General features: G+C 71.8%; 18 protein-coding genes and 1 tRNA gene. All 19 read left to right on the top strand.

From position 1 onward, the window contains the following. Nucleotides 1–128: 128 nt before the first annotated feature. Nucleotides 129–3,704 (top strand): dTMP kinase, encoded by a 3,576-nt coding sequence (gene tmk, locus ABH928_RS17225; protein WP_370067195.1) that lies wholly within the window; start codon nucleotides 129–131, stop codon nucleotides 3,702–3,704. A gap of 157 nt (nucleotides 3,705–3,861) precedes the next feature. Then, a complete protein-coding gene (locus ABH928_RS17230) occupies nucleotides 3,862–5,064 on the top strand; it encodes a DNA polymerase III subunit delta' (protein WP_370067198.1) in 1,203 nt (400 codons plus the stop codon). Nucleotides 5,065–5,247: 183 nt separating this feature from the next. Beyond that, nucleotides 5,248–6,294 carry a hypothetical protein gene (locus ABH928_RS17235; protein WP_370067200.1) on the top strand — a complete coding sequence of 349 codons (1,047 nt, stop codon included), beginning with the start codon at nucleotides 5,248–5,250 and terminating at the stop codon, nucleotides 6,292–6,294. A 174-nt stretch (nucleotides 6,295–6,468) separates the two neighbouring features. Beyond that, nucleotides 6,469–8,046: an alpha/beta hydrolase gene (locus ABH928_RS17240; protein WP_370067202.1), complete on the top strand. Its 1,578-nt coding sequence runs from the start codon at nucleotides 6,469–6,471 to the stop codon at nucleotides 8,044–8,046. A gap of 160 nt (nucleotides 8,047–8,206) precedes the next feature. Beyond that, nucleotides 8,207–8,896, top strand: a complete 690-nt coding sequence (gene leuE / locus ABH928_RS17245; protein WP_370067204.1) for a leucine efflux protein LeuE — start codon at nucleotides 8,207–8,209, stop codon at nucleotides 8,894–8,896. 75 nt (nucleotides 8,897–8,971) lie between these two features. Beyond that, nucleotides 8,972–9,045: transfer RNA gene (locus tag ABH928_RS17250), tRNA-Thr, on the top strand. Between the two features lie 329 nt (nucleotides 9,046–9,374). Next, entirely contained in the window at nucleotides 9,375–9,521 is a 147-nt protein-coding gene (locus ABH928_RS17255) for a hypothetical protein (protein ID WP_370067206.1), read from the top strand. A 42-nt stretch (nucleotides 9,522–9,563) separates the two neighbouring features. Further along, entirely contained in the window at nucleotides 9,564–10,562 is a 999-nt protein-coding gene (gene fabD / locus ABH928_RS17260) for an ACP S-malonyltransferase (RefSeq protein ID WP_370067208.1), read from the top strand. A gap of 113 nt (nucleotides 10,563–10,675) precedes the next feature. Next, complete coding sequence (locus ABH928_RS17265) at nucleotides 10,676–11,089, top strand: acyl carrier protein (RefSeq protein ID WP_370067210.1); 414 nt, start codon at nucleotides 10,676–10,678, stop codon at nucleotides 11,087–11,089. A gap of 46 nt (nucleotides 11,090–11,135) precedes the next feature. Next, nucleotides 11,136–11,588 (top strand): holo-ACP synthase, encoded by a 453-nt coding sequence (acpS, locus tag ABH928_RS17270; RefSeq protein WP_370067212.1) that lies wholly within the window; start codon nucleotides 11,136–11,138, stop codon nucleotides 11,586–11,588. A gap of 12 nt (nucleotides 11,589–11,600) precedes the next feature. After that, a complete protein-coding gene (locus tag ABH928_RS17275; RefSeq protein WP_370067214.1) occupies nucleotides 11,601–12,875 on the top strand; it encodes a beta-ketoacyl synthase in 1,275 nt (424 codons plus the stop codon). Further along, entirely contained in the window at nucleotides 12,872–14,233 is a 1,362-nt protein-coding gene (locus ABH928_RS17280; RefSeq protein ID WP_370067216.1) for a beta-ketoacyl synthase, read from the top strand. The genes ABH928_RS17275 and ABH928_RS17280 overlap by 4 nt, the downstream gene beginning before the upstream one ends. Before the next feature lie 98 nt (nucleotides 14,234–14,331). Beyond that, entirely contained in the window at nucleotides 14,332–16,734 is a 2,403-nt protein-coding gene (locus ABH928_RS17285; protein ID WP_370067221.1) for a beta-ketoacyl synthase N-terminal-like domain-containing protein, read from the top strand. After that, nucleotides 16,731–17,834, top strand: a complete 1,104-nt coding sequence (locus ABH928_RS17290; RefSeq protein WP_370067223.1) for a 3-oxoacyl-ACP synthase III family protein — start codon at nucleotides 16,731–16,733, stop codon at nucleotides 17,832–17,834. Before ABH928_RS17285 ends, ABH928_RS17290 begins: the two co-directional genes overlap by 4 nt. An 87-nt stretch (nucleotides 17,835–17,921) precedes the next feature. After that, entirely contained in the window at nucleotides 17,922–19,109 is a 1,188-nt protein-coding gene (locus tag ABH928_RS17295; protein ID WP_370067225.1) for an FAD-dependent oxidoreductase, read from the top strand. A 39-nt stretch (nucleotides 19,110–19,148) separates the two neighbouring features. Next, entirely contained in the window at nucleotides 19,149–20,045 is an 897-nt protein-coding gene (locus tag ABH928_RS17300) for an ester cyclase (RefSeq protein WP_370067227.1), read from the top strand. A 50-nt stretch (nucleotides 20,046–20,095) separates the two neighbouring features. Next, nucleotides 20,096–20,950 (top strand): alpha/beta hydrolase, encoded by an 855-nt coding sequence (locus ABH928_RS17305; RefSeq protein ID WP_370067229.1) that lies wholly within the window; start codon nucleotides 20,096–20,098, stop codon nucleotides 20,948–20,950. 131 nt (nucleotides 20,951–21,081) lie between these two features. Next, entirely contained in the window at nucleotides 21,082–22,686 is a 1,605-nt protein-coding gene (locus tag ABH928_RS17310; RefSeq protein ID WP_370067231.1) for an AMP-binding protein, read from the top strand. 9 nt (nucleotides 22,687–22,695) lie between these two features. After that, nucleotides 22,696–24,249: a phenylalanine aminomutase (D-beta-phenylalanine forming) gene (locus ABH928_RS17315; RefSeq protein WP_370067233.1), complete on the top strand. Its 1,554-nt coding sequence runs from the start codon at nucleotides 22,696–22,698 to the stop codon at nucleotides 24,247–24,249. The last annotated feature ends 7 nt before the right edge of the window (nucleotides 24,250–24,256 follow it).

Raw genomic sequence — 24,256 nt, forward strand, 5'->3', positions numbered from 1 at the left:
GTCGAACCTGCCCTCGGCCGGTTCGACGGGGCTCTTGGTCGTCGCTCCGCCTACCGGTTGGTCACAACCCTGTCATGACCGACGCGAACGGGGCATCTGCTGTCCGAGCCTCCGGTTAGGCTGGCCGTATGAGCCCCGAGTCGCAGGCGCCCACGAACGAGGCCCCGGAAAGCCCCGGCATCCCTTCTACCGGCGTCACCGTGACGTCGCGCGCCCGCGCGCTGTTGCGGGTGCGTGCATACAACCGTGCCTGGCGCGCGCATGCCGTCGGCGTGCTGGGCGATCGCCTGGCGCTGCTGACCCTGCTGGCGCTGACGGTGGTCGCCGTGGTCGGCGCCCAGGCGCTGGGCGGCGGCTACGCCGGGGTGATGTTCGCGGTCGCCGCGGTCTTCGGCGCCCGGATCGTGGGCACCCTGGTGTTCGGCGCCGTACTGTTGGCGCCCCTCGCGCAGTTGACGCAGCGTCTGGACCGACGGTGGCTGCTCGTCGTCGCGGAGGCGCTGCGCGGGGCCTTGCTGGCCTGCTCCGTGTTCTGGGTGGTCTGGACCGGGGCCAAGGCGTGGGTCTGGCTGCTCGTCACCGTCTTCGTGACTGCCGCGTTGGAGCGGCTGATCGTGGTCACCCGCGAGTCCTTCGTCGAGCAGCTGCTGCCCGCGCCCACCCCCGGCCATCCGCCGGTGGACCAGCGGCCGGTGCTGCTCCACATCGACCTGTGGACCGGGTACGCCACGGTTCCGCTCGCCTCCGTGCTGCTGATCGTGCTGACCCTGGTGAACCAGGGCCTCGGCCAGGCCGTCGACTGGCTCGGCACGCACGGCCTGGCGCTGGCCGCGTTCGGTGCGGCGGCGCTCTTCCTCACCGCAGGAACGCTTCAGTACCTGCAGGAGCTGCCCGAGGCGGCGACCGGCCGGCGACGCTTCGAGCCGCACTCGCCGCTGACCAACCTGCGTGCCCCGGCGGATGTCACGCCCGGGCTGGTCGCCCGCGGTCGTACCGGGGCCTCCCTCATCTTCAGCCTGGCGGCCACGTCCACGGCGGCGGCGATCGCAGCCGCCGCGTCCACTGCCGTCCAGCACGCGGTGGACCTGCAGGCCGGGACTATCGGCTACGCCCTGCTGGTGCTCACCCTGACCGCCGGGCTGCTGCTCGGACTGCGCGTCAGCGGTGGCGTCCTGCCGACGCTCAGCCGTCGGCGGCTGCTGCCGCTGGCCATGGGCACGTCCGGGCTGGCGCTGCTGCTCGGCGGGCTGGTCCGCGACTACGTGCTGGCCCTGGTGCTGTTCACGCTGGCCGGTGTCGCGGGCGGCGTCGCCTTCCGTACGTCCCGGGTGCTGCTGACGCTGGAGACCGAGGAGGCCCGACGCCCCCGTGTCGACGAGCACCTGCACGCGATGCTGCGGGTCGCGGTGGCGCTCGGGCTCGTCGTCACGCCGCTGCTCGGCGCGGTGTACGGGCCGGAGCAGTTCGGCGGCACCACGCTGACCTTCGACCACGGCGGCGCGGGGCTCGCGACCGCCACCGCCGGGCTGCTCCTCCTGCTGCTCGCGGTCGTCGTGCTGCTGCGCACGGACGACCGCAAGGGTGTCGCGCCGCTGCCCCGCGACATCTGGGACGCCCTGCGTGGCGGCGTCGAGCCGCCCGCGCACCGGGCGGGCACGGGCTTCTTCATCGCGCTGGAGGGCGGCGACGGCGCGGGCAAGTCCACCCAGTCCCAGGCGCTGGCGGAGTGGATCCGCAGCAAGGGCCACGAGGTGGTGCTGACCCGCGAGCCGGGTGGCAGCGCCGTCGGCCAGCGGCTCCGGGCCATGCTGCTGGACGTCGCCAACACGGGGATATCGCACCGGGCCGAGGCGCTGATCTTCGCTGCCGACCGGGCCGAGCACGTCGACTCGGTGATCCTTCCCGCGCTGGAGCGCGGCGCCGTGGTGATCACCGACCGGTACGCCGACTCGTCCGTCGCCTACCAGGGCGCGGGCCGCGACCTCGACGGTGCGGACGTCGCCCGGCTCAACCGCTGGGCCACCGGCGGCCTGGTCCCGGATCTGACGGTGCTGCTCGACGTCGCGCCGTCGGCCGCGCGTGAGCGGTTCACCGAGGCCCCGGACCGGATGGAGTCCGAGCCGGAGGTCTTCCACCAGCGGGTGCGCTCCGCGTTCCTGGAGTTGGCCGCCGCAGATCCGGCCCGCTACCTGGTCGTCGACGCCGGCCAGCCGCCGCAGGCGGTCACCACCGCGATCCGCCACCGGCTCGACCGCGAGCTGCCCCTTTCCGAGCAGGAGAAGGCCGCGCTCGCGGAGCAGGAGCGGCTGGCTCGTGAGGCCGAAGCCCGCCGTCTCGCCGAGGAGGCACGCCGCAAGGCCGAGGAGGAGCGCGCCGAGCGCGAGCGCCAGGCTCAGCTGGAGCGACTCCGGCTGGAGGCCGAGGAGGCGGAGAAGGCCCGCCAGGCCGAGGAGGACCGCAAGGCCGCCGAGGTCGCCCGGCTTGCCGCGGAGGCCGCCCGCGCCGCCGCTGCGGCGGAGGCCGCGCGCCGTGCCGCCGAGGAGGAGGAACGTCGCCGCGCCGAGGAGCAGGCCCGTCGCGAGGCGGCTGCTGAGGCGGAGCGGTTGGCGGAGCTCGAGCGTCAGCGCGAGGCGAAGAAGGCGGAGGAGCGCCGCCGCGTGGAGGAGGCGCTGCTGCGCTCCGAGGCGTCCCGTCGTGCCGCCGAGGAGGCCGCGCAGGCCGCGCAGGCCGCGCAGGCCGCGAAGGCTGCTCGTGCCGCCGAGGCCGTGCAGGCCGAGCACGCCGAGGAGGGCGGGTCCGAAGACGCTGCCGGGTCCGGTGACAAGGCCGAGGCGGGGGCTGCGGCACCCGGTCACATAGCCGATGCAGCAGGCGATTCGGACGAGTCGAACGAGTCGGATGAGGAGAGGACGGCGGTTCTGCCGGCCGTTGCCGCCGAGAGGCCGGCGGATCTCGACGCGACGGCGGTGATGCCGGCCGTGGAGATCGTCGATGAGGCTCCGTCGGCCGAGCCCGAGCCCGAGCGGACGTCCGTGCTGGGCCGCGCTCGCAGCAAGGCGCGCTCGGCACGCGCGAAGACGAAGGACCAGGCCGAGGAACCGGCCGAGGCACCGGCCAAGGACGCACCCTCGTCCACGCCCGCTGCCGCCGACGAGACGATGGTGCTTCCGGCGTTCCCGGCCGAGGCGCCGACGGCGGGCATGCCCGAGAAGAACGCGAAGGGCTCCAAGGACGCCGAAGCATCGGTTCCTGCCTCCGCGGCCGACGAGACTGCGGTCATCCCGGTCGTCGGGGACGCGCGGTCGACGGAGCGGTCCGCCCAGTCCGCCCAGGCGGCGCCGACCGTGCAGACGCCGTTGCCGCGTGCCTGGCGCGAGGCCACGCCGCGCAGCTCGGAGAGCGTCCAGGACAAGGTCCCGGACTGGCTCTTCCGGCCGGAGCCCGGTGACGCCGGTCCTGATGACGCGACGAGGGAGATCCCGGCGCTCTCCACTCCGTCCGCCGCACGTCCGAAGGGTGACACGGCGTCGGAGGACGGCGAGGCCACGACGGGCGCCGGTCGCTACGACTGGGCGGAGGAGACCCCGCTCGACGATCTGCCGACGCTCACCGACCAGCTTCTCGGCACCCGCGAGGAGTGGGCCCAGTGGCATGAAGAGCGCCCGGGCGAGGAGCGCGGTTCGGGGAGCGACCAGGGTCGCTGAGACGTGCGGCCCGCAGCCGCCGGTCGCCGGGATTGTCAGTGGGGGCGACTAGGCTGCGGGCAGGATGAGGGTGAGGGGGACGTCCCGCGATGCTGTGGGGTGTTCCGCAGAGACGGACGAAGAGACGTAGAGACGACGACGTGCAGGACGGCGTGACGTGAGCGTGTGGGACGACCTGGTCGGCCAGGGCCAGGTGGTGGACCAGTTGGTCGCCGCCGCACGCGCCGCTCGCGCCGTGGTGGCGGGGGAGACCCCGGTCACGGGGGCGACGGGCATGACGCATGCCTGGCTGTTCACCGGTCCGCCGGGATCCGGCCGGTCCACGGCCGCGCGTGCTTTTGCGGCGTCGCTGCAGTGCACCGCACCGGATGCCGACCTCGGCGGGGTGCCGGGCTGTGGGTTCTGCGACGGTTGCCACACCGCGCTGATCGGCAGCCACGCCGATGTCCAGACGGTACGCACCGACGGGCTCAGCATCGGCGTCAAGGAGACGCGGGAGCTGGTCCGCAACGCCTCCATGTCACCGGCGGGCCGGCGCTGGCAGGTCATCATCCTGGAGGATGCGGACCGGCTGACCGAGGGCGCCGCCAACGTGCTGCTCAAGGCGATCGAGGAGCCTGCACCGCGCACGGTGTGGCTCCTGTGCGCGCCGAGCGTCGAGGACGCGCTGCCGACGATCCGCTCGCGCTGTCGGCTGCTCGTCCTGCGGACGCCGTCGGTGGGTGCGGTGGCGGACGTGCTGATGCGGCGGGACGGGATCGATGTCCAGGTGGCGCAGTTCGCGGCGCGGGCGGCGCACGGCCATATCGGGCGCGCCCGTCGGCTGGCGCAGGACGAGGCGGCACGGGCCCGTCGGGCGGAGGTGCTGCGGCTGCCGCTGGTGGTCGGGGATCTCGGGGCCTGCCTCGCGGGAGCACAGGCCCTGGTGGACGTGGCAGCGGCGGAGGCCAAGCAGGTCGCCGAGGAGGTCGACGTCAAGGAGACCGAGGAGCTCCGCGCCGCCCTGGGCGCGGCGGCGGGTGTGGGCGGACGGATGCCGCGCGGCACGGCCGGAGCGATGAAGGAGCTGGAGGACCGTCAGAAGCGGCGTGCCACCCGCATCCAGCGCGACAGTCTCGACCTCGCGCTGGTGGACATCGCGGGCTTCTACCGCGACGTCCTCGCGGTCCAGTTCGGCGCGGGCGCGGACCTGGCCAACGAGGACCTGCGGACGGGTGTGGAGCGCCTGGCCCAGCAGTCCACGCCGGAGGCGACGCTCCGACGCATCGAGGCCGTCCTGTCATGCCGCGACGCGATCGAACGCAATGTCGCCCCGTTGCTGGCGGTCGAGGCGATGACCGTCGCCCTGCGCGCGGGCTGAACCGGCGAGGACCTCGCCCGGTCCCGTACGGCCACCACGGCCGGTCCCGTCACGGCACGGCCCACCACGGCCCACCACGGCCCTGGACGGCAGGGCGTCATCGAACGGGTCGTCACCTCGCTCGTTCGGGTGGCAGTTCCGCCGTAAGTGATCACTGCTGTCAGGTGGGGGAATCCGGCCAGGATGACCTTGTGGTGGAGCGCAGCGCTGATCGCTGCCGGGGCGACGGTCGGCGTCTGGCTCGCGGGGAGTGCGCTCGGAGTGTGGCGGGAGGAGCGCGCCGGCCGGGTGTACGAGTTGACGCCGCGCTACCGAGGGGCCGTGGTGCGGGCGGTGCTCGCCGCGGTTGTGCTGTGCTCGGCGTTGGTCGGCGGGGTCGCGCAGGCGCTGGTCGGGCTGCCCGACTCCGCCGTGCCCGTCGCCGTAGTCAGTCCGGCGTCCACCGCGCGGGCCGACTCGCATCCGGCGTCGGACCGCGCTCCGGAGGCTCCACAGGCTTCACAGGCTTCGGGGACTCCCGGGGCGTCGAAGGCCCCGGGGACGTCCGGTGGGGCGACGACGGCGCTGACCCAGATCGGGCAGCCGTCGGGCGGACGGCTCTTCCAAGGCACGTTGAGCGGGCTGCCGGGACAGGTCCGGATCTGGTTGCCCGCCCAGTACCAGGCCCACGGGTCCGCCGGGCCCGGGTCCGGGCTGCAGGCGGTGGTGGTGCGCGCACCGGAGGGCGAGCTCGGTGAGGTGTGGCAGGGCCTGGCCGGCGCGGTCGCGGGTGGGCACGCCAACGCGTTCGTGGCGGTGGCCCCCGCCGACCCCTGCACGCTGGCTTCGGACGACTCCGCGCTGCGCCGGGCGGTCGCCGCGCAGTACCGGATCGCCACCAAGCCGCGTTCCTGGGCGGAGCTGGGCGTCGATGCGGGCTCCTCCTGCGCGGTCACGGCTGAGCTCGCCCATCCCGACGTCTACGCGGGAGCTGCCGTCCTCGGCGGCGGACCGTTCGCCCGGCCGTCGGGCGCCCTGCCCTCGGGCATCCGACTGCTGATGGCACAGGCGCACCGGGACACCGCCGCCCAGGCTGATGCGAACCGTCTGCGCGCCGGGCTCCAGGGCGGTCCGGACCTTTCCGTCCGCCTCTCCGACACGGTCCGGGACCTGACTCCGGAGCTGGAGCGATTCCGGCTGGTGCGATTGGCGGCAAACTATCTGACAGAGATGTTCACCACGCGCCAATGACCGCACGCGTCACACTCGCCATATCGGCCCCACCCGACACATCCGCCGCACCAGCAGTCCCGCCCCTCCACCAGCCACTCGCCTCGTCCACACGTCACCTGTCACCTGTCACTCTCCACTCGCCAGTTTGGGAAGAGCATGAAGAGAACGCGCGCCCCCAGGGCCGTCGCAGCCATGACCGTCATCGGACTCGCGATGCTGGGCGTGGCCGGCTGCAGTTCCTCCGGCTCGGCGTCGCCGTCCTCGACCGGGGCCACCGGCGGAGGGACGGCGGTCAGCGCTCCCTCCGGCGACACCGCGTCGAACAGCGTCACGCCGCTCGCGCCACTGCCCACGGCGGTCCCGGCGGACCTGCAGCGCTACTACAGCCAGAAGCTGAGCTGGACGTCGTGCGACGCCGGCTTCCAGTGCACCACCTTCAAGGTCCCGCTCGACTACGCCGACCCGTCGGCCGGGGACATCACGCTCTCGGCGGCGCGCCAGCAGGCGACCGGGCAGGGCGTCCCTCGGCAGGGCTCGCTGCTGGTCAACCCCGGCGGTCCGGGCGGCTCGGCGGTGGACTACGCCGAGTACGCGGCCGAGACCTTCCCGCCGGTGGTCCGCGCGGCGTACGACATCGTCGGGCTGGACCCGCGCGGCGTCGCCCGCAGCTCCCCTGTCACGTGTCTGAGCAACAGTCAGATGGATGCCTACACCGAGGTCGACACCACGCCGACGACGCAGGCGGGTGTCGACAAGCTGGTGGCGGCGGACAAGTCCTTCGCACAGGGCTGCCAGCAGCGCTCCGGCAAGCTGCTGGCGCATGTGAGCACGGTCGACTCGGCCCGCGACATGGATGTCTTCCGGGCCCTGCTCGGCGACGCCAAGCTGCACTACCTCGGCAAGTCGTACGGCACCTTCCTGGGTGCCACCTACGCCGGTCTCTTCCCGTCCAAGGTCGGGACGATGGTGCTGGACGGGGCGATGAACCCGTCGCTCGACGCGTTCCAGCTCAACAGTCAGCAGGCCGGCGGCTTCGAGGTGGCCTTCAACGCCTTCGCCGCGGACTGCGTCAAGCGGCCGGGCTGTGCGCTCGGCAACGGCACGGTGCAGCAGGCGGGCCAGAAGCTGACGGCCTTCTTCAACGCGGCCGAGGCCAAGCCACTGCCGACCGGTCAGAGCCGGACGTTGGGCTCGGCGCTGGCGATGACCGGTGTGATCTCCGCGATGTACGACCAGACGCAGTGGCCCGACCTGCGGCTGGCGCTCTCCGACGCCATCGGCAACAACGACGGCAAGGAGCTGCTCGCGCTCTCCGACCAGTACTACGAGCGCGGTCCCGACGGAAGCTACAGCAATCTGATGTACGCCAACTCCGCGGTCAACTGCCTCGACCTGCCGGCCGCCGCGACCAGTCCGGCACAGGTCCAGCAGCAGCTGGCCACCTACACCAAGGATTCCCCGCTGTTCGGTGCCAGCCTGGCCTGGGGCGGCCTCAGCTGCGCCTACTGGCCGGTCCCGGCGAGTGGCTCGCCGCACACCGTCGCGGCCCAGGGCGCGCCGCCGATCCTGGTCGTCGGCACAACCCGCGACCCGGCCACCCCGTACGCCTGGGCCCAGGGCCTCGCCGCCCAGCTGAGCACGGGCTTGCTGCTCACCTACGACGGCGACGGCCACACCGCCTACGCGCGCGGCAGCAGCTGCATCGACGAGGCGGTGAACAACTACCTCCTGCGCGGCACGGTCCCGGCCAAGGGCACCGTCTGCCACTGAGGCGGCTGAGCGCGATCTCCTGGCGTGACGGGGGTTGGTCCCGAGAGTTGTCAGGACCAACCCCCGTCAACGATCCTGTCCCGAGGTGCCTCGTGCGGGGCACCGGTTCTGTCCTGGCCACCGAGGCCGGAAGACCGGAAGAAGGCGAGGGTCGCCGACCATGTTCGGAGTCATCCACTACTCGACGTACGTCGCCGGCGCTCTGCTGATCGTCCTGTTGCCGGGGCCGAATTCGCTGTACGTGCTGTCCGTCGCCGCCCGCAGCGGCATAGCCACCGGCTACCGGGCGGCAGCGGGCGTCTTCCTCGGCGACACCACGCTGATCACGCTCACCTCGCTCGGCGCGGCCTCGCTGCTGCGGACCAACGGACTGATCTTCGACGCGGTCAAGCTGATCGGCGCGGTCTACCTGCTCGTCATCGGCTGGGGCATGCTCCGCGCCGCCCGCGACCTGTGGCGGGACCGCAACGCCCCGGCGGCCGGGGAGACCGACGCGGCGACGGCTGAGGCGATGACGGCCGTGGAGGAGGACCCGGCGGCCGAACAGCGCTCCCCCTTCCGGCGCGCGCTGGTGATCAGCCTGCTCAACCCGAAGGCGATCCTCTTCCTGCTCTCCTTCTTCGTGCAGTTCGTCGACCCGTCCTACGCGCGCCCGGCGCTCTCCTTCGCCATCCTCGGCGGCACGATCCAGATCTTCAGCGTCCTCTACCTCACCACCCTGATCCTCGCGGGTCACCGGCTCGCCGCGATCTTCCGCTCCCGCCGCCGGCTCTCCGCCGGCCTCACCACGGGCGTGGCCGCCCTCTTCATCGGCTTCGCCGCGAAGCTGGCCACCGCCTCGGCGGGCTGATCGGGTGGTTGATCATGCTGTGATCAAAACCTGTGCGGGAGCACCCCTCGGGGCTGTGTAGACTAATCCCCGTTCGCCGCCTTAGCTCAGTTGGCCAGAGCAACGCACTCGTAATGCGTAGGTCTCGGGTTCGAATCCCGAAGGCGGCTCCTTTGAGGCCCAGGTCGCAGTCCACTGCGACCTGGGCCTTTGGGTTTCCTGGAGTCCGCCGGCGGAGTCGGCCGCGGGCCTTGTGCCGGGCCCTGGTCCCGCTTCCGGTCTCGCGGCGCTGACCTGGGGATATAGCTGCGGTCAAGGAGTGTTCCAGGCCTGCGCCCAACCCTGAGCCCGAAGGTTGATCCGACGGCGCCGAAGCGGCAGAGCGGGACAGGGAGGGACCTCAGTGGTTGTTCCGGACGTCGTCTCCAGGACGTGCATCCCTCCTAGTTAGGACCGCCCCGGACACCGACGCCCGCCACCTCTCCACGGGCAAGCCCTGATGGGTACCGACGATGCGGCCGGCGTCATCGTGCGTCGGCGGCTCGGCGCGGCGGCAGAGCCGGAGAAGCTGCGCCGGGAACTGGGCGCCGAATACCCCGCGCAGCTGATGAACCCTTTCGTCGGCCCGCCGCCGCACCGGAAGTGACTGGCATCGCACCCCCGCAGCAACCCACGAAAGGAATAGCTGATGACCGGTAGGACCGGTCCAGGCGGCCACGGCACGACAGCCGGCTGCCTGGCGATGTTCCCCGGACAGGGCTCGCAGCGGCCCGGAATGGCCGGGCACCTGCTCGACGCCCATCCCTCAGCCCGGCGGCTGTTCGCCCAGGCCGACGAGATCCTGGGCCAGCCGCTGTCGCGGATCTGCGTGACCGGCAGTGCGGCGGAACTCGCCCGCACCGAGATCACCCAGCCCGCGATCGTCACGACCAGCCTTGCCATCTGGGAGCTGCTGCGGGACGTCGGCTACCGGCCCGCGGCGACGGCGGGTCACAGCCTCGGTGAGTACCCGGCCCTGGTGGCAGCCGGGGTGCTGTCCCTGGAGTCGGCCCTCGAGCTGGTGCAGTTGCGCGGCCGGCTGATGGGCGCGGTGGCCCGCGAGGCGCCCGGCGCGATGGCAGCCGTGCTGGGCCTGCCCGCGGAGCAGGTGCTGACGGCCTGCACCAGCGCAGAGGGCGCCGGTCTGGTCCAGGTCGCGAACTACAACGAGCCGCTGCAGACCGTCATATCGGGGCACGCCGATGCCGTCGACATGGCCGGCAAGGCCGCGCTGGACGCCGGCGCCGAAAAGGTCGTGCGGCTGGACGTCGGGGCTCCCTTCCACTGCTCGTTGATGGCGGCGGTGGAGGAGGAGTTCACCGCGGCGCTCGCGGCCCGTCCGTTCGCCGATCCCGACCTTCCCGTGATCAGTTCGGTCACCGGCACCTACGTCCGCTCCGGCGAGGAGGCTCGGGAGCTGCTGCGGCGTCAGCTCACCGAACCGGTCCGCTGGGTTGAGGTTCTGCGCACCGCAGCACGGCACCCAGTGGGTGCGTACACCGAGATCGGCCCCGGCCGGGTGCTCAGCGGACTCACCCGCCGGACGATCGATGAGGCCCGTACCCGCTCCACCGGAGACGAGCGTCGCCTGACGAAGCTGCTCGGTGAACTGACATCGGACAACTCGCAGGAACCGACGCTGTCCTGACGTCCTGACGTCCTGACGTCCTGACGTCCCAAGGACTTGACGGCTGGTCAACAATCGCCCGCAGCAGCCTGGTCCGTCCACTACCAGCGATTCCACGAAGGGGTATAGGACATATGTCGTACGAGGGGAAAGACTTCGCCACCATCGTCCAAGAGGCCGTCGCCGACGCGCTGGGCATCGATGTCGATGAGGCCGTACCCGAGGCCACCCTGCTGGGCGACCTGGGCGCCGAGTCGATCGACCTGCTCGACATCCTGTTCCGCGTCGAGAAGGCGTCGGACGTGAAGATCAAGGTCTCGGACATCGCCGAACTGCTCCAGGGCGGGATACCCGACGAGGAGTTCGCCGACGAGGACGACGTCATCAACGAGGTCGGGCTGGCCCAGCTCAAGAAGTCGCTGCCGCAGATCGACGTGCAGGAGCTGGCCGGCAAGCTCACGGCGGATGAGGTGCTGACCCTGTTCACCGTGCAGAACCTGACGGATCTGGTGACCGAGCGTGCGGCGCTCGCCACGCCCGCTGGCTGAACCGGATGCGGGGCGGTCGCCGGACCGCCCCGCCCCGCCGCTGTGGGTGCGGACCGGCATAGACCTGGTCGAGGTGGCCCGGGTCGAGCAGTTGATGGCCTCGCAACCCGAGTTGCAGGAACGGGTGTTCACGCACCGCGAGCTGGCCTACTGCCTTCGGCGCAGACGGGCCGGCGAGCACCTCGCGGGCCGCTGGGCCACCAAGGAAGCCGTACTCAAGTGCCTCGGGACCGGTATGGCCCGGGGCATGGAGTGGACGGACATCGAGGTCGTCAACGACCGCGGCGGACGCCCCAGTGTGCGGCTGTACGGCGAGGTGGAGTCCGTCGCCCGGTCCCTCGGGATGCACCACATCGAGATCTCCCTGAGCCACACCGGAGGTGTCGCCGTGGCACACGCCGTCATGGTGTGCCTGCCCGGCCCTCCTGACCCGGAGCCGGCTCCAGCACCAGCTCGCACCACGGACACGGCAGAAGGAGACGACCGACATGACGCTTGAGGAAGGGCGATGATGACGAACCGCAGGGTGGTCGTCACGGGCGTGGGCGCCGTCACACCGCTGGGCAACGACGCTCCGAGCACATGGCAAGGGCTGACCGAAGGACGCAGCGGGGTCGGTCAGTTGACGACGATCGACACCACCGGCTTCCAGGTCACCATCGCCGGTGAGGTCAAGGACTACAGCCTCGCCGACGCGGTGCCCGATTCGGTCGGCCTGCGCCATCTGCTGCGTCCGGGCACCTTCGGTGTGGGCGCGGCGTGGGAGGCGTTGCGCGACGCCGGCGTCGACAAGGAGACGTACGACGGCGCGGACATGGGCGTGGCCATGGGTGCGTGCGTGGACCGGCCGGACCTGCAGTGGCTGGTGGATGTCGGGGCGCTGCGCGACCGGACCGGCAGGGAGGACGCGTTCACCACGTACGCGCCCTCGGACGCGCTGGCCTACAGCCAGAACATCGCCTCCGCGGCGATGGCCCGGATGCTGGACGCGACCGGCCCGATGCTGGGTGTGTCCACCGCCTGCTCGGCCTCCGGGCACGCCGTCGGAGAGGCCTTCCGCTCCCTCCAGGAGGGCGATGCGACGCTCATGCTCGCGGGCGGCTACGACTCGCTGACGACCTGGCTCGACGTGTTGTGCTTCGGCCTGCTCGGGGCTCTGACCCACGAGTACAACGACGATCCGCAGCGGGCCAGCCGCCCCTTCGACGCCGAGCGGTCCGGGTTCGTCCTCGGGGAGGGCAGCGTCGTCCTGGTACTGGAGGAACTCGAAGCGGCCCGCGCCCGCGGGGCACGGATCCTCGCCGAGATCCTCGGTTACGGCACCAGCCTGAACGCCTGGCGGATGACCGACTCGCCGCCGGACGGCAGCGGGGCCATCGAGTCCATCCAGGCGGCGATCGCGGACGCCGGTCTCGAACCGGCCGACATCGACTACGTCGTGGCGCACGGCACCAGCACCTCGGGCAACGACCTGTCGGAGACCACGGCGATCAAGAGGGTGTTCGGCGACGACGCCGAGCGGCTGCTGATCAGCTCGCCGAAGTCGATGGCCGGTCATCTCACCGCGGCGTCCGCGGCGTTGAGCCTGTTCACCGCGATCGGGGCGATCAACCACGGGGTGGTGCCGCCGACCATCAACCAGGAGACGCCCGACCGCCGGCTCGGCCTCGACTTCGTCCCGAACACGGCCCGCCGGCGCGACGTGCGGCACGCCCTCGTCAACGCGTTCGCCTTCGGCGGCACCAACGTCGGGCTGGTCGTGGGGCGTTACGAGGAGGAGAGATGACGACGCCACAGCTCGGGACGGCCCCACAGCTCGACGGAGGAACGCTGATGAAGCCGATGAACGGCACCGGACGCCAGGTCGTCATCAGCGGCATCGGCCTGCTGACCGCGCTGGGCGAGGGTCCCGAGGCCAACTGGAAGGCGCTGGTGGCCGGCGAATCCGGGATCGGCCCGATCCGGGCCTACGACCCGTCGCCGCTGCAGACCCGGTTGGGCGGCGAGATCGTCGATTTCGACCCCACCCGGTTCGCCACCAAGCGCCAGCTGCGCACCGTCAACCGCGGTGACCGCCTCGCGCTGGCCGCCGCGCGGCTCGCCCTGGACGATGCGGGGTTGCCGCACAAGCAGGCCGGCGGCGACGAGCTCGGCCACCGGGCCGGCCTGTACCTCGGCGGCAACAAGTCGCTCGGCCGCATGGAGCAGCTGATCGACGAGCTGAAGGTGATCCGCCGGCCGGACGGCACGGCCGACATGGCACACCTCGGCCGGCACGGCGACGTCATCATGCCACCGCTGTTCTTCGTCGAAGGGCTGCCGGCCGGTGCGGTGTTCAACATCTCGCAGACGTACGGCATCCGGGGCTCCAGCACCTTCTTCGCGGGCTATGCGGACGCGGGTGCCACCGCGATCGGGCGGGCCATGCGTGCGGTGCGCCGCGGGGATGCGGACGTGGCGCTCGCGGGCGGCTACGACGACGCCACCAGCTGGTGGTCGATGACGCTGCTCGACCGGCTCGGCATCCTGACCACCCGCAACGACCGGGGGCAGCAGGCATACCGGCCCTACGACCGGGACCGCAGCGGCGGGCTCCCCGGCGAAGGCGCCGCACTGCTGGTGCTGGAGGAGAAGCAGGCGGCGCTGCGGCGCGGCGCCCGTATCTACGCCGAGCTGACCGGCTACGGCGCCGGCCACGACGCCCGTACGCCTCCTGCGGCGGACCCCGAGGGCCGCGGCCTGGCTCGGGCGGTGCGGCGCTCGCTGGAGGACGCCCGGCTGGCCGCCGACGACCTCGGCTACATCGCCTCGGACGGCGCCGCGACCAGGCTCGGTGACACGGGCGAGGCCATCGCGCTGCGCACCGCGCTGGGCCAGGCCGCCGGGTCGGTGCCGGTCAGCACGCCCAAGCCGCAGACCGGCCACCTCGTCGGCGGCGGCGGTGCGTTGAACGCTGCCGTGGCCGCACTGGCCCTGCACCACGGAGTCCTGCCCGCGACGCTCAACCTCGACAACCCCGACCCGGCGTGCGATCTGGACCACGTCCGTGGCAGCGCCCGGGAGTCCAGGCCGTCCCATGCGATGGCGCTGGCCCGGGGGATCGAGGGGCAGGCCGTGGCGCTGACCCTGTCCAGGCTGGCGTGAGCGGCCGTGCAGCCGTGCAGCCGTGCAGCCCTGTCGGAGAAGGAAGCAGACGCATGACTGACGTTCCTGAAACTGACGTTCCTGCAACTGACGCTTCTGTGGCTGACGTTCCTGTCGCTGACGTTCCTGACCGGGCCGTCGGCGTAGTGATCGTCGCCGTGGGGGCGATCACCCCGCACGGCGGTTCGGCCGAGGCCCTGTGGGACGGGGTGCGCGCGGGGAAGGTCGCGATCTCTCCGGTGCGCCGCCTGCCGATGGACGGCTATCAGACCACCCTGGGCGGTGAGGTCACCGAACCCTCTTCGCCCGGTTACGACTACGCCCCGGGCGTCGACTCCCGTGATCTGTCCGTCGACTACGCGCTGACCGCTGCCGAGGAGGCCATGGCCTCCTCGGGCCTGCGGGTCGGTGCGGACATCCCGGCCGAGCGCTGGGGTGTCGCGTACGGGACCTGTCACGCCGGCTGGCGCAGCGCGGAACTCGCCCTGCGCGAGGTGCAGTTGGGCGGCACGCCCGACTGGCGCCGCTACACCTTCGTACCGCCTCAGGCCGCCGCCGAGGCGCTGTCGGCCGCCTTCGGCCTCAAGGGTCCGGTACTGAGTGTCAACACCGCCTGCGCCTCCAGCGCGCACGCGATCGCCCACGCCCTGGAGGTGATCCGGGCCGGCGCGGCCGACGCGATGCTCGTCGGCGGCAGTGACGCCTTCACCGAGTCGGCGTTCGCCGGGTTCAGCAGTCTGTGGTCGCTCTCCCCGCAGCCCGCAGCCCCCTACTCCAAGGACCGGTCGGGCCTGACCCTGGGCGAGGGCAGCGGGATGCTCCTTCTGCTGTCGCGGCAGGCGGCCGAGCGCACCGGTGCCCCGGTGGTCGCCGAGGTGTTGGGCTACGGCCTGACCGCCGACGGCCACCACCCGACGGCGCCGCACCCCGAGGGCGAGGGCGCGGCCCGGGCGATCCGCGCGGCCTTGGCGACCTCGGGCCTGACCCCTGACGACGTCCGGTACGTCAACGGGCACGGAACCGGCACGGAGAAGAACGACTCGGCGGAGAGCAACGCGGTGCGTGCCGCGCTCGGCGAGGCCGCCGCCGTGAAGACCTCGCTGTCCAGCACCAAGTCGATGATCGGCCATCTGCTGGGCGCGGCGGGTGCGGTGGAGGGCATCGTCACCGTGCTGGCCCTGCGCGACCAGGTGGCGCCGCCCACCGCGAACTTCGGCGGAGTGGATCCGCAGTGCGGTCTCGACCCGGTGCCGGGGACGGGCCGCCCGATGGTGCTGGACACCGCGCTGTCCAACAACTTCGGGTTCGCCGGCGCCAACGCGACCATCGCCTTCGCCCGCCCCGGCGGCCCCTCCGCGCCGGCTCCGGCCGTCGGTCCGGACGAGGTCGTGGTGACCGGGTTCGGTGTGATCACCTCGGCCGGTGAGGGGGGCGAGGCGCTCTGGGAGGCCTACGCGTCCGGGCGTCGGCAGGGTGCCTTCGAGGACGGACTGCGGGTGGCCCGGGTCGAGTTCGACCGCTCGGCCGCCGGCACCGCCAGGGAGCGCCGGCGCATGGACAAGGTCTCCCAGCTGGCGGTCGCCGCGAGCCGGGCAGCCCTGGGCGCCGCGGCGGTGGACGGCGACGCGGCTGCCGTCGCCGCGACCGGTGTGGTGCTCGGCACCGGGATCGGGCCGATGGAGAGCGGCGAACGGTTCACCGTCCCGGTGCTGGCCGAGGGCGCGCAGGAAGCGAACCCGGCCGTCTTCACGAACACCGTGTTCAACGGCGCTGCCGGCCATGTCGCCATGGGCCTGGGTACCAAGGGGCCGACGTCGACGCTGACGTCGGGTCACGCGGCGGGCGCCGCAGCGCTGGGCGTGGCGTACGACATGCTGCGCGCCGGACGCGCCGAGTGCCTGCTGGTGCCGGCGGTGGAGGCGTTCTCGCCGGCCACGTTGGACGCGTACCGCAGCATCCCGCTGTTCGGTTCGGCGGCCGGGCGGCGGTACACGCTCGCCGAGGCCGGCATCGCGCTGGTGCTGGAGCGCCGGGCGAGTGCCGAGCGGCGCGGCGCCCCGATCCTCGCCGTGGTCCGGGGACACGCGACCGCGTCGGACGCCTGCGGCATCGGCCGCTGGGACCCGTCCGGCGACGGTGTGGAGCGGGCGATGCGCGGGGCACTGCGCAGCGCCGGGGTCGGGCCTGACCAGGTGTCGGCGGTCTGGGCGAACGCGGCCGGACTGGCCGCCGCCGACCGTGCCGAACAGGCCGCTGTGGACCGGGTGTTCGGCGTGGACCAGGTGCGGTTCGAGGCCCCGAAGCGGGTGCTCGGCGAGCCGGTCGGCGCTGGAGCCCACCTGTCGGCGGTCCTCGCCGTCGGCGCCTGGCGCGAGGGCGGGGACCACGGGCCGGTCCTGATCAACAGCTCGTCCCTCGGCGGCACCCACACCTCGCTGGTCCTGTCGCCCGTCTGCCCCGTCTGCCCCGCTCACCTGCCCGGAACGGAGTCTGCCCGATGACCACCGCGTACGACGTGAAGATTCTCTCCACCGGCGGGTACGTGCCCGGCGATCCGATCGACAACGCCGCGCTGGAGAAGCTCGTCGGGCCGCTGCCGGACGACGTCCTCGAAGGCATCCAGGTCAAGACCCGGTACTGGATGATCGACCCGGCCACGGGCGAGCACCGGATCAACAACAGCCGGATGGCCGAGCGTGCCTCCCGGCAGGCCCTGGAACGGGCCGGGGTCGAGCCCGACGAGCTCGACCTGATCGTGGTGTGCACGGCGACGCCGGAGTACACACTGCCCGGCGTCGCCACCACCCTGCAGCACTACCTGGGCCTGGAGAGCGTTGCCGCGATCGAGATCCGCGGGGCCTGCGCCGGCTGGGTCCAGGCGCTGGACCTGGCGCGGCGGCAGTTGGCCGACGGGACGGCGCGCACCGCCCTCGTGGTGGGCAGCGAGGCCGGCTCGCCGATCCTGGCGCCGCTCTTCCTGGACAAGGACCCGGCGCGCGTGCGGATGCGGGACCGGCTCACGTTGTACACGTTCGGTGACGGTGCGGGAGCCGTGGTCCTGCGGGCCGAACCGGTCGCTGAACCGGCTGACGCAGCCGACGAGTTCGCCTTCGTCAATGCCTGCGTGGGTGGCCTGCGCAAGCCCGGCATGGAGATCATCGGCGGCGGTACGGACGTGCCGCAGGCGGAGCAGCTGCGCCGCCGCCAGCTGATCCAGATGAAGCTCGACGTACCCGGGACCACCGCGTTCAGCCCGCACGTGTTCGTCCGTGCCATCCAGGAGATGGCCAGGAAGGACGGCCGGACGCTCGGCGAGTTCGACGCGATCGTGCTGCCGGAAGGCAACGCCGACTACTTCGCCGTCGAGTACGAGAGCGCCGGACTGTCAGCCGAGGACATCCGGGCACTCAGCGGGCGGATCGTGGAGAACCTGGCCGAGGTGGGGGCCACCGGCTCGGCCGCGGTGCCGCTGTCGCTGGACGCGGGCTGGACCTCGGGGCGCATCCGGCCCGGCGACCGGATCGTGCTGCTCGGCATCGAGGCCAGCCGGTACGTGTACACCGGGCTTTCGGTGACCTGGCGCGCACCGCTCCCGAGCTGATCATCCGTCAGTTGTCCGACGCAGAACCCGAACTATCCGCTCGAACCATCCGCCCGAACCAGACGCACTGACCTCCAGGAGGGACCCATGTCACGCAAGGTTCTCATCGCCGGTGGTGGGCTCGGCGGCATCGCGACCGCACTGGCACTCCAGCAACAGGGCATCGACTCCGTCGTCTTCGAACGCGCGCCCCAACTGCGCGACGGCGGCGCCGGTCTGCACATCTTCACCAACGGCATGCTGGCGCTGGCCCACCTCGGGGTCGCGGACCAGGTCGCCAAGATCGCTCCCGCGCAGGACGTGTGCCACTTCGCGACCTCGACCGGTCGCGTCATCGGCGAGTACCCGGTGGGCCAGTTCGTCGAGCGCTACGGGCAGCCCACTGTCGCCATCAGTCGCTCCGACCTGCACGGCATCCTGCGCGAGGCCGTGACCGCTCGCATCGTCACCGGCGCCGAGGTCTCCGGGTACACCGAGCACGCCGACGGGGTGACCGTCCGTTTCGCCGACGGCACCTCCGAGGACGGCGACCTGCTGATCGGAGCCGACGGCGTCCGCTCCGCCGTCCGTTCCCAACTGCTCGGCCCCCAGCCGCCCGACTACACCGGCTACATCGCCTGGCGCGGCCACGCGAAGATGTCCGCCGAGGAGTTCCAGCCCGGTAGCTTCCGAGCCCTGTTCGGCCCCGGGGTCCGGTTCACGTACTACGACATCGCCCCCGGCGTCGTGCACTGGATGAGTGTCGCCAACGGCCCGGCCGGCGGGCGCGACGAGGGCACGCCCGAGCAGACCCTGGACATGCTGCGCGCCCGGCACGCCGGTTGGACCGCCCCGGTCGAGCGCATCCTCGACGCGACCGTTCCGGAGAGCATCATTCGCGGCGATGTCGTGGACCGCAAACCCGACGCGGTCTGGGGCCGGGGCCGGGTCACCCTGCTCGGCGACGCCGCCCACGCCATGAGCTTCAACATCGGGCAGGGCGCCTGCCTGGCCATCGAGGACGCCCTCGAACTGGCCGACCAGCTCGCCGCACCCGGTGCCACCGTCACCCAGGCGCTGCGCGCCTACGAGGCCGAGCGGCAGCAACGCACCGCGCCGATGCAGGAGTTGGCGCATCGCATCGGCGTGGTCGGCTCGCTGCAGAACCCGGCCGCCATCTGGCTGCGCGACCGGGTGATGAAACTCGGCTGGAAGAAGACCTTCCAGCAGGCGGAAAACGAGCACGTCGCCTACGCCACGCGGTGGGCCCCGCGCCCGGTCGCCGACGCGACGTGAGCGCGTTCGCACTCAACTCACGCTGAGAGGACTGCTGTTGTGACCACTGCGGCCACGAACCCGGCGGCGTCGGAAAACACCGAGGAAAGCACCAAGCAAAGCTCCGAGGAAAGCACCGGGGAACGCAACAAGGCGACGATCCGGCGCGTCTTCGCCGAGTTCGTCAACCAGGGTGACTTCTCCCTCGTGGACGAGGTGTACCGGCCGGACATCGTCGACCACGCGGGCCTGCCCGGCGCGCCCGAGGGCACGGAGGGCGTGAAGTACACCATCGCGGGCCTGCGTGAGGCGTTCCCCGACTTCCACGTCACCATCGAGGACATCAGCGCACACGACGACATGGTCGTCATCCACAACACCTGGCGCGGCACCCACCAGGGCGAACTGCTCGGCATGGCTCCCACGGGCCGTTCGTTCCTTTCCGTCGGCATCGTCCTCTGGCGGTTCGACGAGGAGGGCCGGATCGCCGAGCGCTGGGAGCACGGCGTGGCGTCCAACATGTTCGCCGCGCTCGGCATGCGGATGCTGGCGCCCCGCAAGGGCGGCCGTCACACCGCTCCGGGCGTCCGGTCCGTGGTGCGCACCGTGCCGTTGAACAGCGGCAGGTCCACGGACTGGCACCGGCTCACCGCCGAGCTGCAGGGGCCGCGCCGACGCGAGTACGAGGCCTCGCGGCGGAGGTTGGGCATCACCCACGAGGTGCTCCGCATCGACCCGCGCCCCGATCGGGACCACGTGATCGTGCAGTTCGAGACCGCGGACCCGGAGCGGACCAGGAAGCGCTGGACGGAGTCGCAGCACCCCTTCGACCTGTGGCTGCGTGAGCAGGTCCTCGACATCCACGAGGAGGATCCCTGGGCCGGCCCCGCGACAGCCGCAGAGTCGGCAGGTCTCACCTGGACGGCGCCGCCACGACTCACCCCGAACCAGCCGTGAGCCAGTCCAGGACGGACCGGAAGAAGCCGTTGCCGACACACTCGGCCGGGGTGCGGCCGATCCTTCTCGACACCTTCGACAACGGGACCGGGACCGCGGGCCTCACTCTCTCCGGCTTGCTGGCCGAGCCGCCTGCCGGGCCGCCGCGGGCGACCGTCGTCGCCGTGCACGGCGGCGGCATGCGCGCGGGCTACTTCGACGGGCAGGCCCAGCCGGACCTGTCCCTGCTCACGCTGGGCGCCCAGCTCGGCTTCACGGTGCTGGCCCTGGACCGGCCCGGGTACGGGCGGTCCGCGGAGCAGGTGCCGGACGGCCTGACCCTGGACGAGCAGGCCGCCGTGCTGTCCGGGGCGCTCGACGCGTTCGCCGAACGGCACGCTGTCGGACGGGGGTTCGTGCTGCTGGCCCATTCCTACGGCGGCAAGCTCGCCCTGGTGACCGCCGCGCGCACCCCCGGCCTGCTCGCCGTGGACGCCTCCGGTGTCGGTCACCGTTACAGCGCTCCGTCGGCCGACCGGAAGCGGCTCCGCCGCCACCTGGAATGGGAGCGCAACTGGGGGCCGTTGGGCCTCTACCCCGCGGGTACCTTCCGCGCGGCCGAGGCCCTGGTCGCCCCGATACCCGTCCGCGAGTCCGCCGAGGTGGACCTGTGGCCGGAGATGTTCGAGGAACTGGCGCCGCGGATCGACGTCCCGTTGCGGCTGACCTTCGCCGAGCACGAGGCCTGGTGGCTGCACGACGAGCCGGACCTCGCCGAGCTGACCTCCCGGCTCAGCAAGGCCCCGGTCGTCCGGGTGGAGCGCCAGTCCAGTGCAGGCCACAACATCAGTCTCGGCTGGGCGGCGCGCAGTTACCACCTGCGCGCCCTCGCCTTCTTCGAGGAGTGCCTTCAGGCACTCGCCTAGACCGGGCATTCCAGACCGGCTCCAGTCCGGCTCGCACGCTGTGCCCGACAGTTCCTCCCAAGGCCCCGAAGCGACACGGCAGGACCAGCGGCTCTGCTGGCCACAACCACTCGACTGAGACGGGAGAAGCCATGGAACGCACGCATCCTTCCGCGGACAACCTCTATCGGCTGCTCATGGGGCCTGGAGCGACCACTCCGGAGAAGCCGGCAATCGTCGAGGCGGACGAGAACGGCGCTCTGCAGGAGATCTCCTACCGCCGTCTCGACCGTCAGGTGCAGGAGTACGCAGCGGTCCTGGACGGCCTCGGCCTTGATGTCGGTGACCGCGTCGTGGTCGAGGCGGACACCTCGGCCGTGTCGGTGGCCCTGCTGCTCGCCTGCGCGAAGCTGGGTCTGCCGTTCGTGCCGGTGAGCCCGCAGTCGCCGGACGCCCGCCTGCGCTCGATCCTGGGGTCGGTCGAACCCGCGCTCCACGCACGGGCGGAGGGCCTGGAGCACCGGGAGCCGACAGCCGGGGTCGGCAGCGCGCACTTCGGCCCGGGCGGGCTGGTGGTCGAGCGCCCGCCGACGCGCAGGGTGCGCCGGCGGCGGAACGTGCTGGCCACCGACACCGCGTACATCATCTTCACCTCCGGGTCGACCGGCACCCCCAAGGGCGTGGTGATGAGCCACCGGTCGATCGTCACGTTCCTCCGCGCGATGCTGTCGGACGGGCTGGTCGCACCCGACGACCGGGTGGCCGGCACCTCACCGCTCCAGTTCGACTTCGCGCTGTTCGGGATCGGCGTCGCCCTCGCCGCAGGTGGCACGCTCGTCCCGGTACCGCGCGCGAACCTCGACTCGCCGCGGCGCATGGTCGGATTTCTGCAGGACGCCGAGGTCACCCAGGTTCACGGCGTTCCGTCACTCTGGCGTCCGGTCCTGCGCGTCGATCCGGACCTCCTGAAAGAGCTCGGGCAGCTGCGCTCGGTCGTCTTCGCGGGGGAGGAGTTCCCGATCCCCGAGCTCCGGCGGCTGCAGGAGACGCTTCCCGGCGTACGACTCGTCAACGGCTACGGAGCGACGGAGTCGATGGCCGCCTCGTTCACCGACGTCCCGAATCCGCTGCCGGCCGATCAGGACCGGCTGCCGATCGGACACGCCCACTCCGGGGCCGAGATGACCCTCGTGGGCCGCCAGGGAGAGGTGGTCAGCGAGCCCGGCCTGACGGGGGAGATCTATCTGCGCAGCCCGTCGCTCTTCACCGGCTACTGGAACGACCCCGAGGCCACGGCCGCGGTGCTGGTGCCCGACCCGGCCGAGCCGCGACACGGTCAGGTGGTGCTCCGCACGGGCGACCTGGCCCGCCTGGGCGACGAGGGCGAGCTCTACTTCCTGGGCCGGTCCGACTACCAGGTGCAGATCCGTGGAAACCGGGTGGAGTTGGGCGAGATCGAGGCCGCTCTGACGCGCCTTCCCACGGTGACGGCAGCCGCGGCCACCTTGGTGCCGCGCGCCGGAGACCACGTCCTGATGGCGGCCGTCGTCCTCGACCGCCCGGAAGCGGAACTCGACGTGCGCGCGGCACTCGACTTCTGCGCGCGGGAGTTGCCCGCCTACATGGTGCCCCGATCGATCCACGCCTTGCCCGAGCTCCCCCTGACCGAGAACGGGAAGGTCGACCGCGCGGTGCTCACCCGATCACTGGCCGCTCCGCGGCGCGCACCGAATGCACAGCACGCCACCAACGCTTAGGAGAGACACGTGACGTACACCCTGTCCCTGGGCCAGCGCGTTCGGCTGACCGAGATCGAGTCGACCGCAGTCTCCGCCGACCCCGTGGCCATCGACGACGCTGTTCGCGGACGCGTTACGGCATCCCGCCAGATGCTGGAGAAGTTCGTCGCCGAGGAGCGGGTCATCTACGGCGTCAACACCAGCATGGGCGGGTTCGTCAACTGGCTGGTGCCGGTCTCCAAGGCACGGCAGCTCCAGCAGAACCTGCTCAACGCGGTGGCGACCAACGTGGGCGACCGCCTCGACGACACCACGGTCCGCGCGATCATGACCTCCCGCATCGTGTCGCTGTCCCGCGGCAACTCGGCCATCTCCCTGACCAACCTGGAGAAGCTGATCGCGATCCGCAACTCGGGTGTCGTGCCGTGCGTGCCGGAGAAGGGGTCGCTGGGCACCAGCGGCGACCTCGGACCCCTGGCCGCGATCGCCCTGGTCTGCATAGGCCAGTGGAAGGCGAGGCTGGACGGCGAGGTCCTCCCGGGCGCCGAGGCGCTGCGACGGGTCGGCATCGAGCCGATGGAGCTCAGCTACAAGGAGGGCCTGGCGCTGATCAACGGCACCTCCGGCATGGTGGGCCTGGGCAGTATCAACGTTGCGCGGGCCCGGCGGTTGCTGCAGTCGTATCTGCTGGTCTCGGCGCTGTCGGTGGAGGGCCTCGCCGGCAAGACCAAGCCGTTCGACCCGCGGGTCCACAAGCTCAAGCCGCACAAGGGCCAGCAGGCGGTCGCCGAGTTCCTGTGGAACACGCTGGCCGACTCCACGCTCGCGGTCGACGAACTCGACACCGAACACCTTCTCTCGGGCGAAATGGGGGACGACACGAAGGCGGGATCGCAGTCCATCGAGGACGCCTACTCGATCCGGTGCACCCCGCAGATCCTCGGGCCGGTCGTGGACAGCCTCGCCTGGATCGAGCAGGTCGTCGAGGACGAGCTCAACTCGTCCAACGACAATCCGCTGGTCGACCCCGACGAGGCCGAGGTGTTCCACAACGGGCACTTCCACGGGCAGTACGTCTCGATGGCCATGGATCACCTGGCGATCGCGATGACCACGCTGATGAACCTGTCCAACCGCCGCATCGACCGCTACCTCGACAAGAGCAACAGCGAGGGGCTGCCGGCCTTCCTGTGCCGGGAGGACCCGGGCCTGCGACTGGGGCTGATGGGTGGTCAGTTCATGACCGCCTCGCTGACCGCGGAGACCCGGGCGAAGGCCATGCCCATGTCCATCCAGTCGCTGAGCTCGACCGCGGACTTCCAGGACATCGTCTCCTTCGGCTTCGTCGCTGCCAGGCGTGCCAGGGAGGTGCTGGACAACGTCGCCTACGTGGTCGCCTTCGAGCTGCTCTGCGCCTGCCAGGCCGTCGACATCCGAGGCACGGAGGGTCTGTCGGCCGCGACCCGGCGGCTCTACGAGCAGACGCGCGAGGTGGTTCCCTACCTCGACCGGGACGAGACGATCACCGACTACGTGGAGGAGCTCGCGCAGCGCCTCCTTTCCCGACCGAGCCTGGGCTGAGGACCGC

It is taken from the genome of Streptacidiphilus sp. MAP5-3, assembly GCF_041262505.1.
Lineage (GTDB): Bacteria > Actinomycetota > Actinomycetes > Streptomycetales > Streptomycetaceae > Streptacidiphilus.

Excerpts from the sequence above, each read along its gene's own strand:
- tmk (WP_370067195.1), top strand. The coding sequence starts at position 129 with ATGAGCCCCGAGTCGCAGGCGCCCACGAACGAGGCCCCGGAAAGCCCC.
- ABH928_RS17235 (WP_370067200.1), top strand. The coding sequence starts at position 5,248 with ATGACCTTGTGGTGGAGCGCAGCGCTGATCGCTGCCGGGGCGACGGTC.
- ABH928_RS17240 (WP_370067202.1), top strand. The coding sequence starts at position 6,469 with ATGACCGTCATCGGACTCGCGATGCTGGGCGTGGCCGGCTGCAGTTCC.
- leuE (WP_370067204.1), top strand. The coding sequence starts at position 8,207 with ATGTTCGGAGTCATCCACTACTCGACGTACGTCGCCGGCGCTCTGCTG.
- ABH928_RS17255 (WP_370067206.1), top strand. The coding sequence starts at position 9,375 with ATGGGTACCGACGATGCGGCCGGCGTCATCGTGCGTCGGCGGCTCGGC.
- fabD (WP_370067208.1), top strand. The coding sequence starts at position 9,564 with ATGACCGGTAGGACCGGTCCAGGCGGCCACGGCACGACAGCCGGCTGC.
- ABH928_RS17265 (WP_370067210.1), top strand. The coding sequence starts at position 10,676 with ATGTCGTACGAGGGGAAAGACTTCGCCACCATCGTCCAAGAGGCCGTC.
- ABH928_RS17275 (WP_370067214.1), top strand. The coding sequence starts at position 11,601 with ATGACGAACCGCAGGGTGGTCGTCACGGGCGTGGGCGCCGTCACACCG.
- ABH928_RS17280 (WP_370067216.1), top strand. The coding sequence starts at position 12,872 with ATGACGACGCCACAGCTCGGGACGGCCCCACAGCTCGACGGAGGAACG.
- ABH928_RS17290 (WP_370067223.1), top strand. The coding sequence starts at position 16,731 with ATGACCACCGCGTACGACGTGAAGATTCTCTCCACCGGCGGGTACGTG.
- ABH928_RS17295 (WP_370067225.1), top strand. The coding sequence starts at position 17,922 with ATGTCACGCAAGGTTCTCATCGCCGGTGGTGGGCTCGGCGGCATCGCG.
- ABH928_RS17310 (WP_370067231.1), top strand. The coding sequence starts at position 21,082 with ATGGAACGCACGCATCCTTCCGCGGACAACCTCTATCGGCTGCTCATG.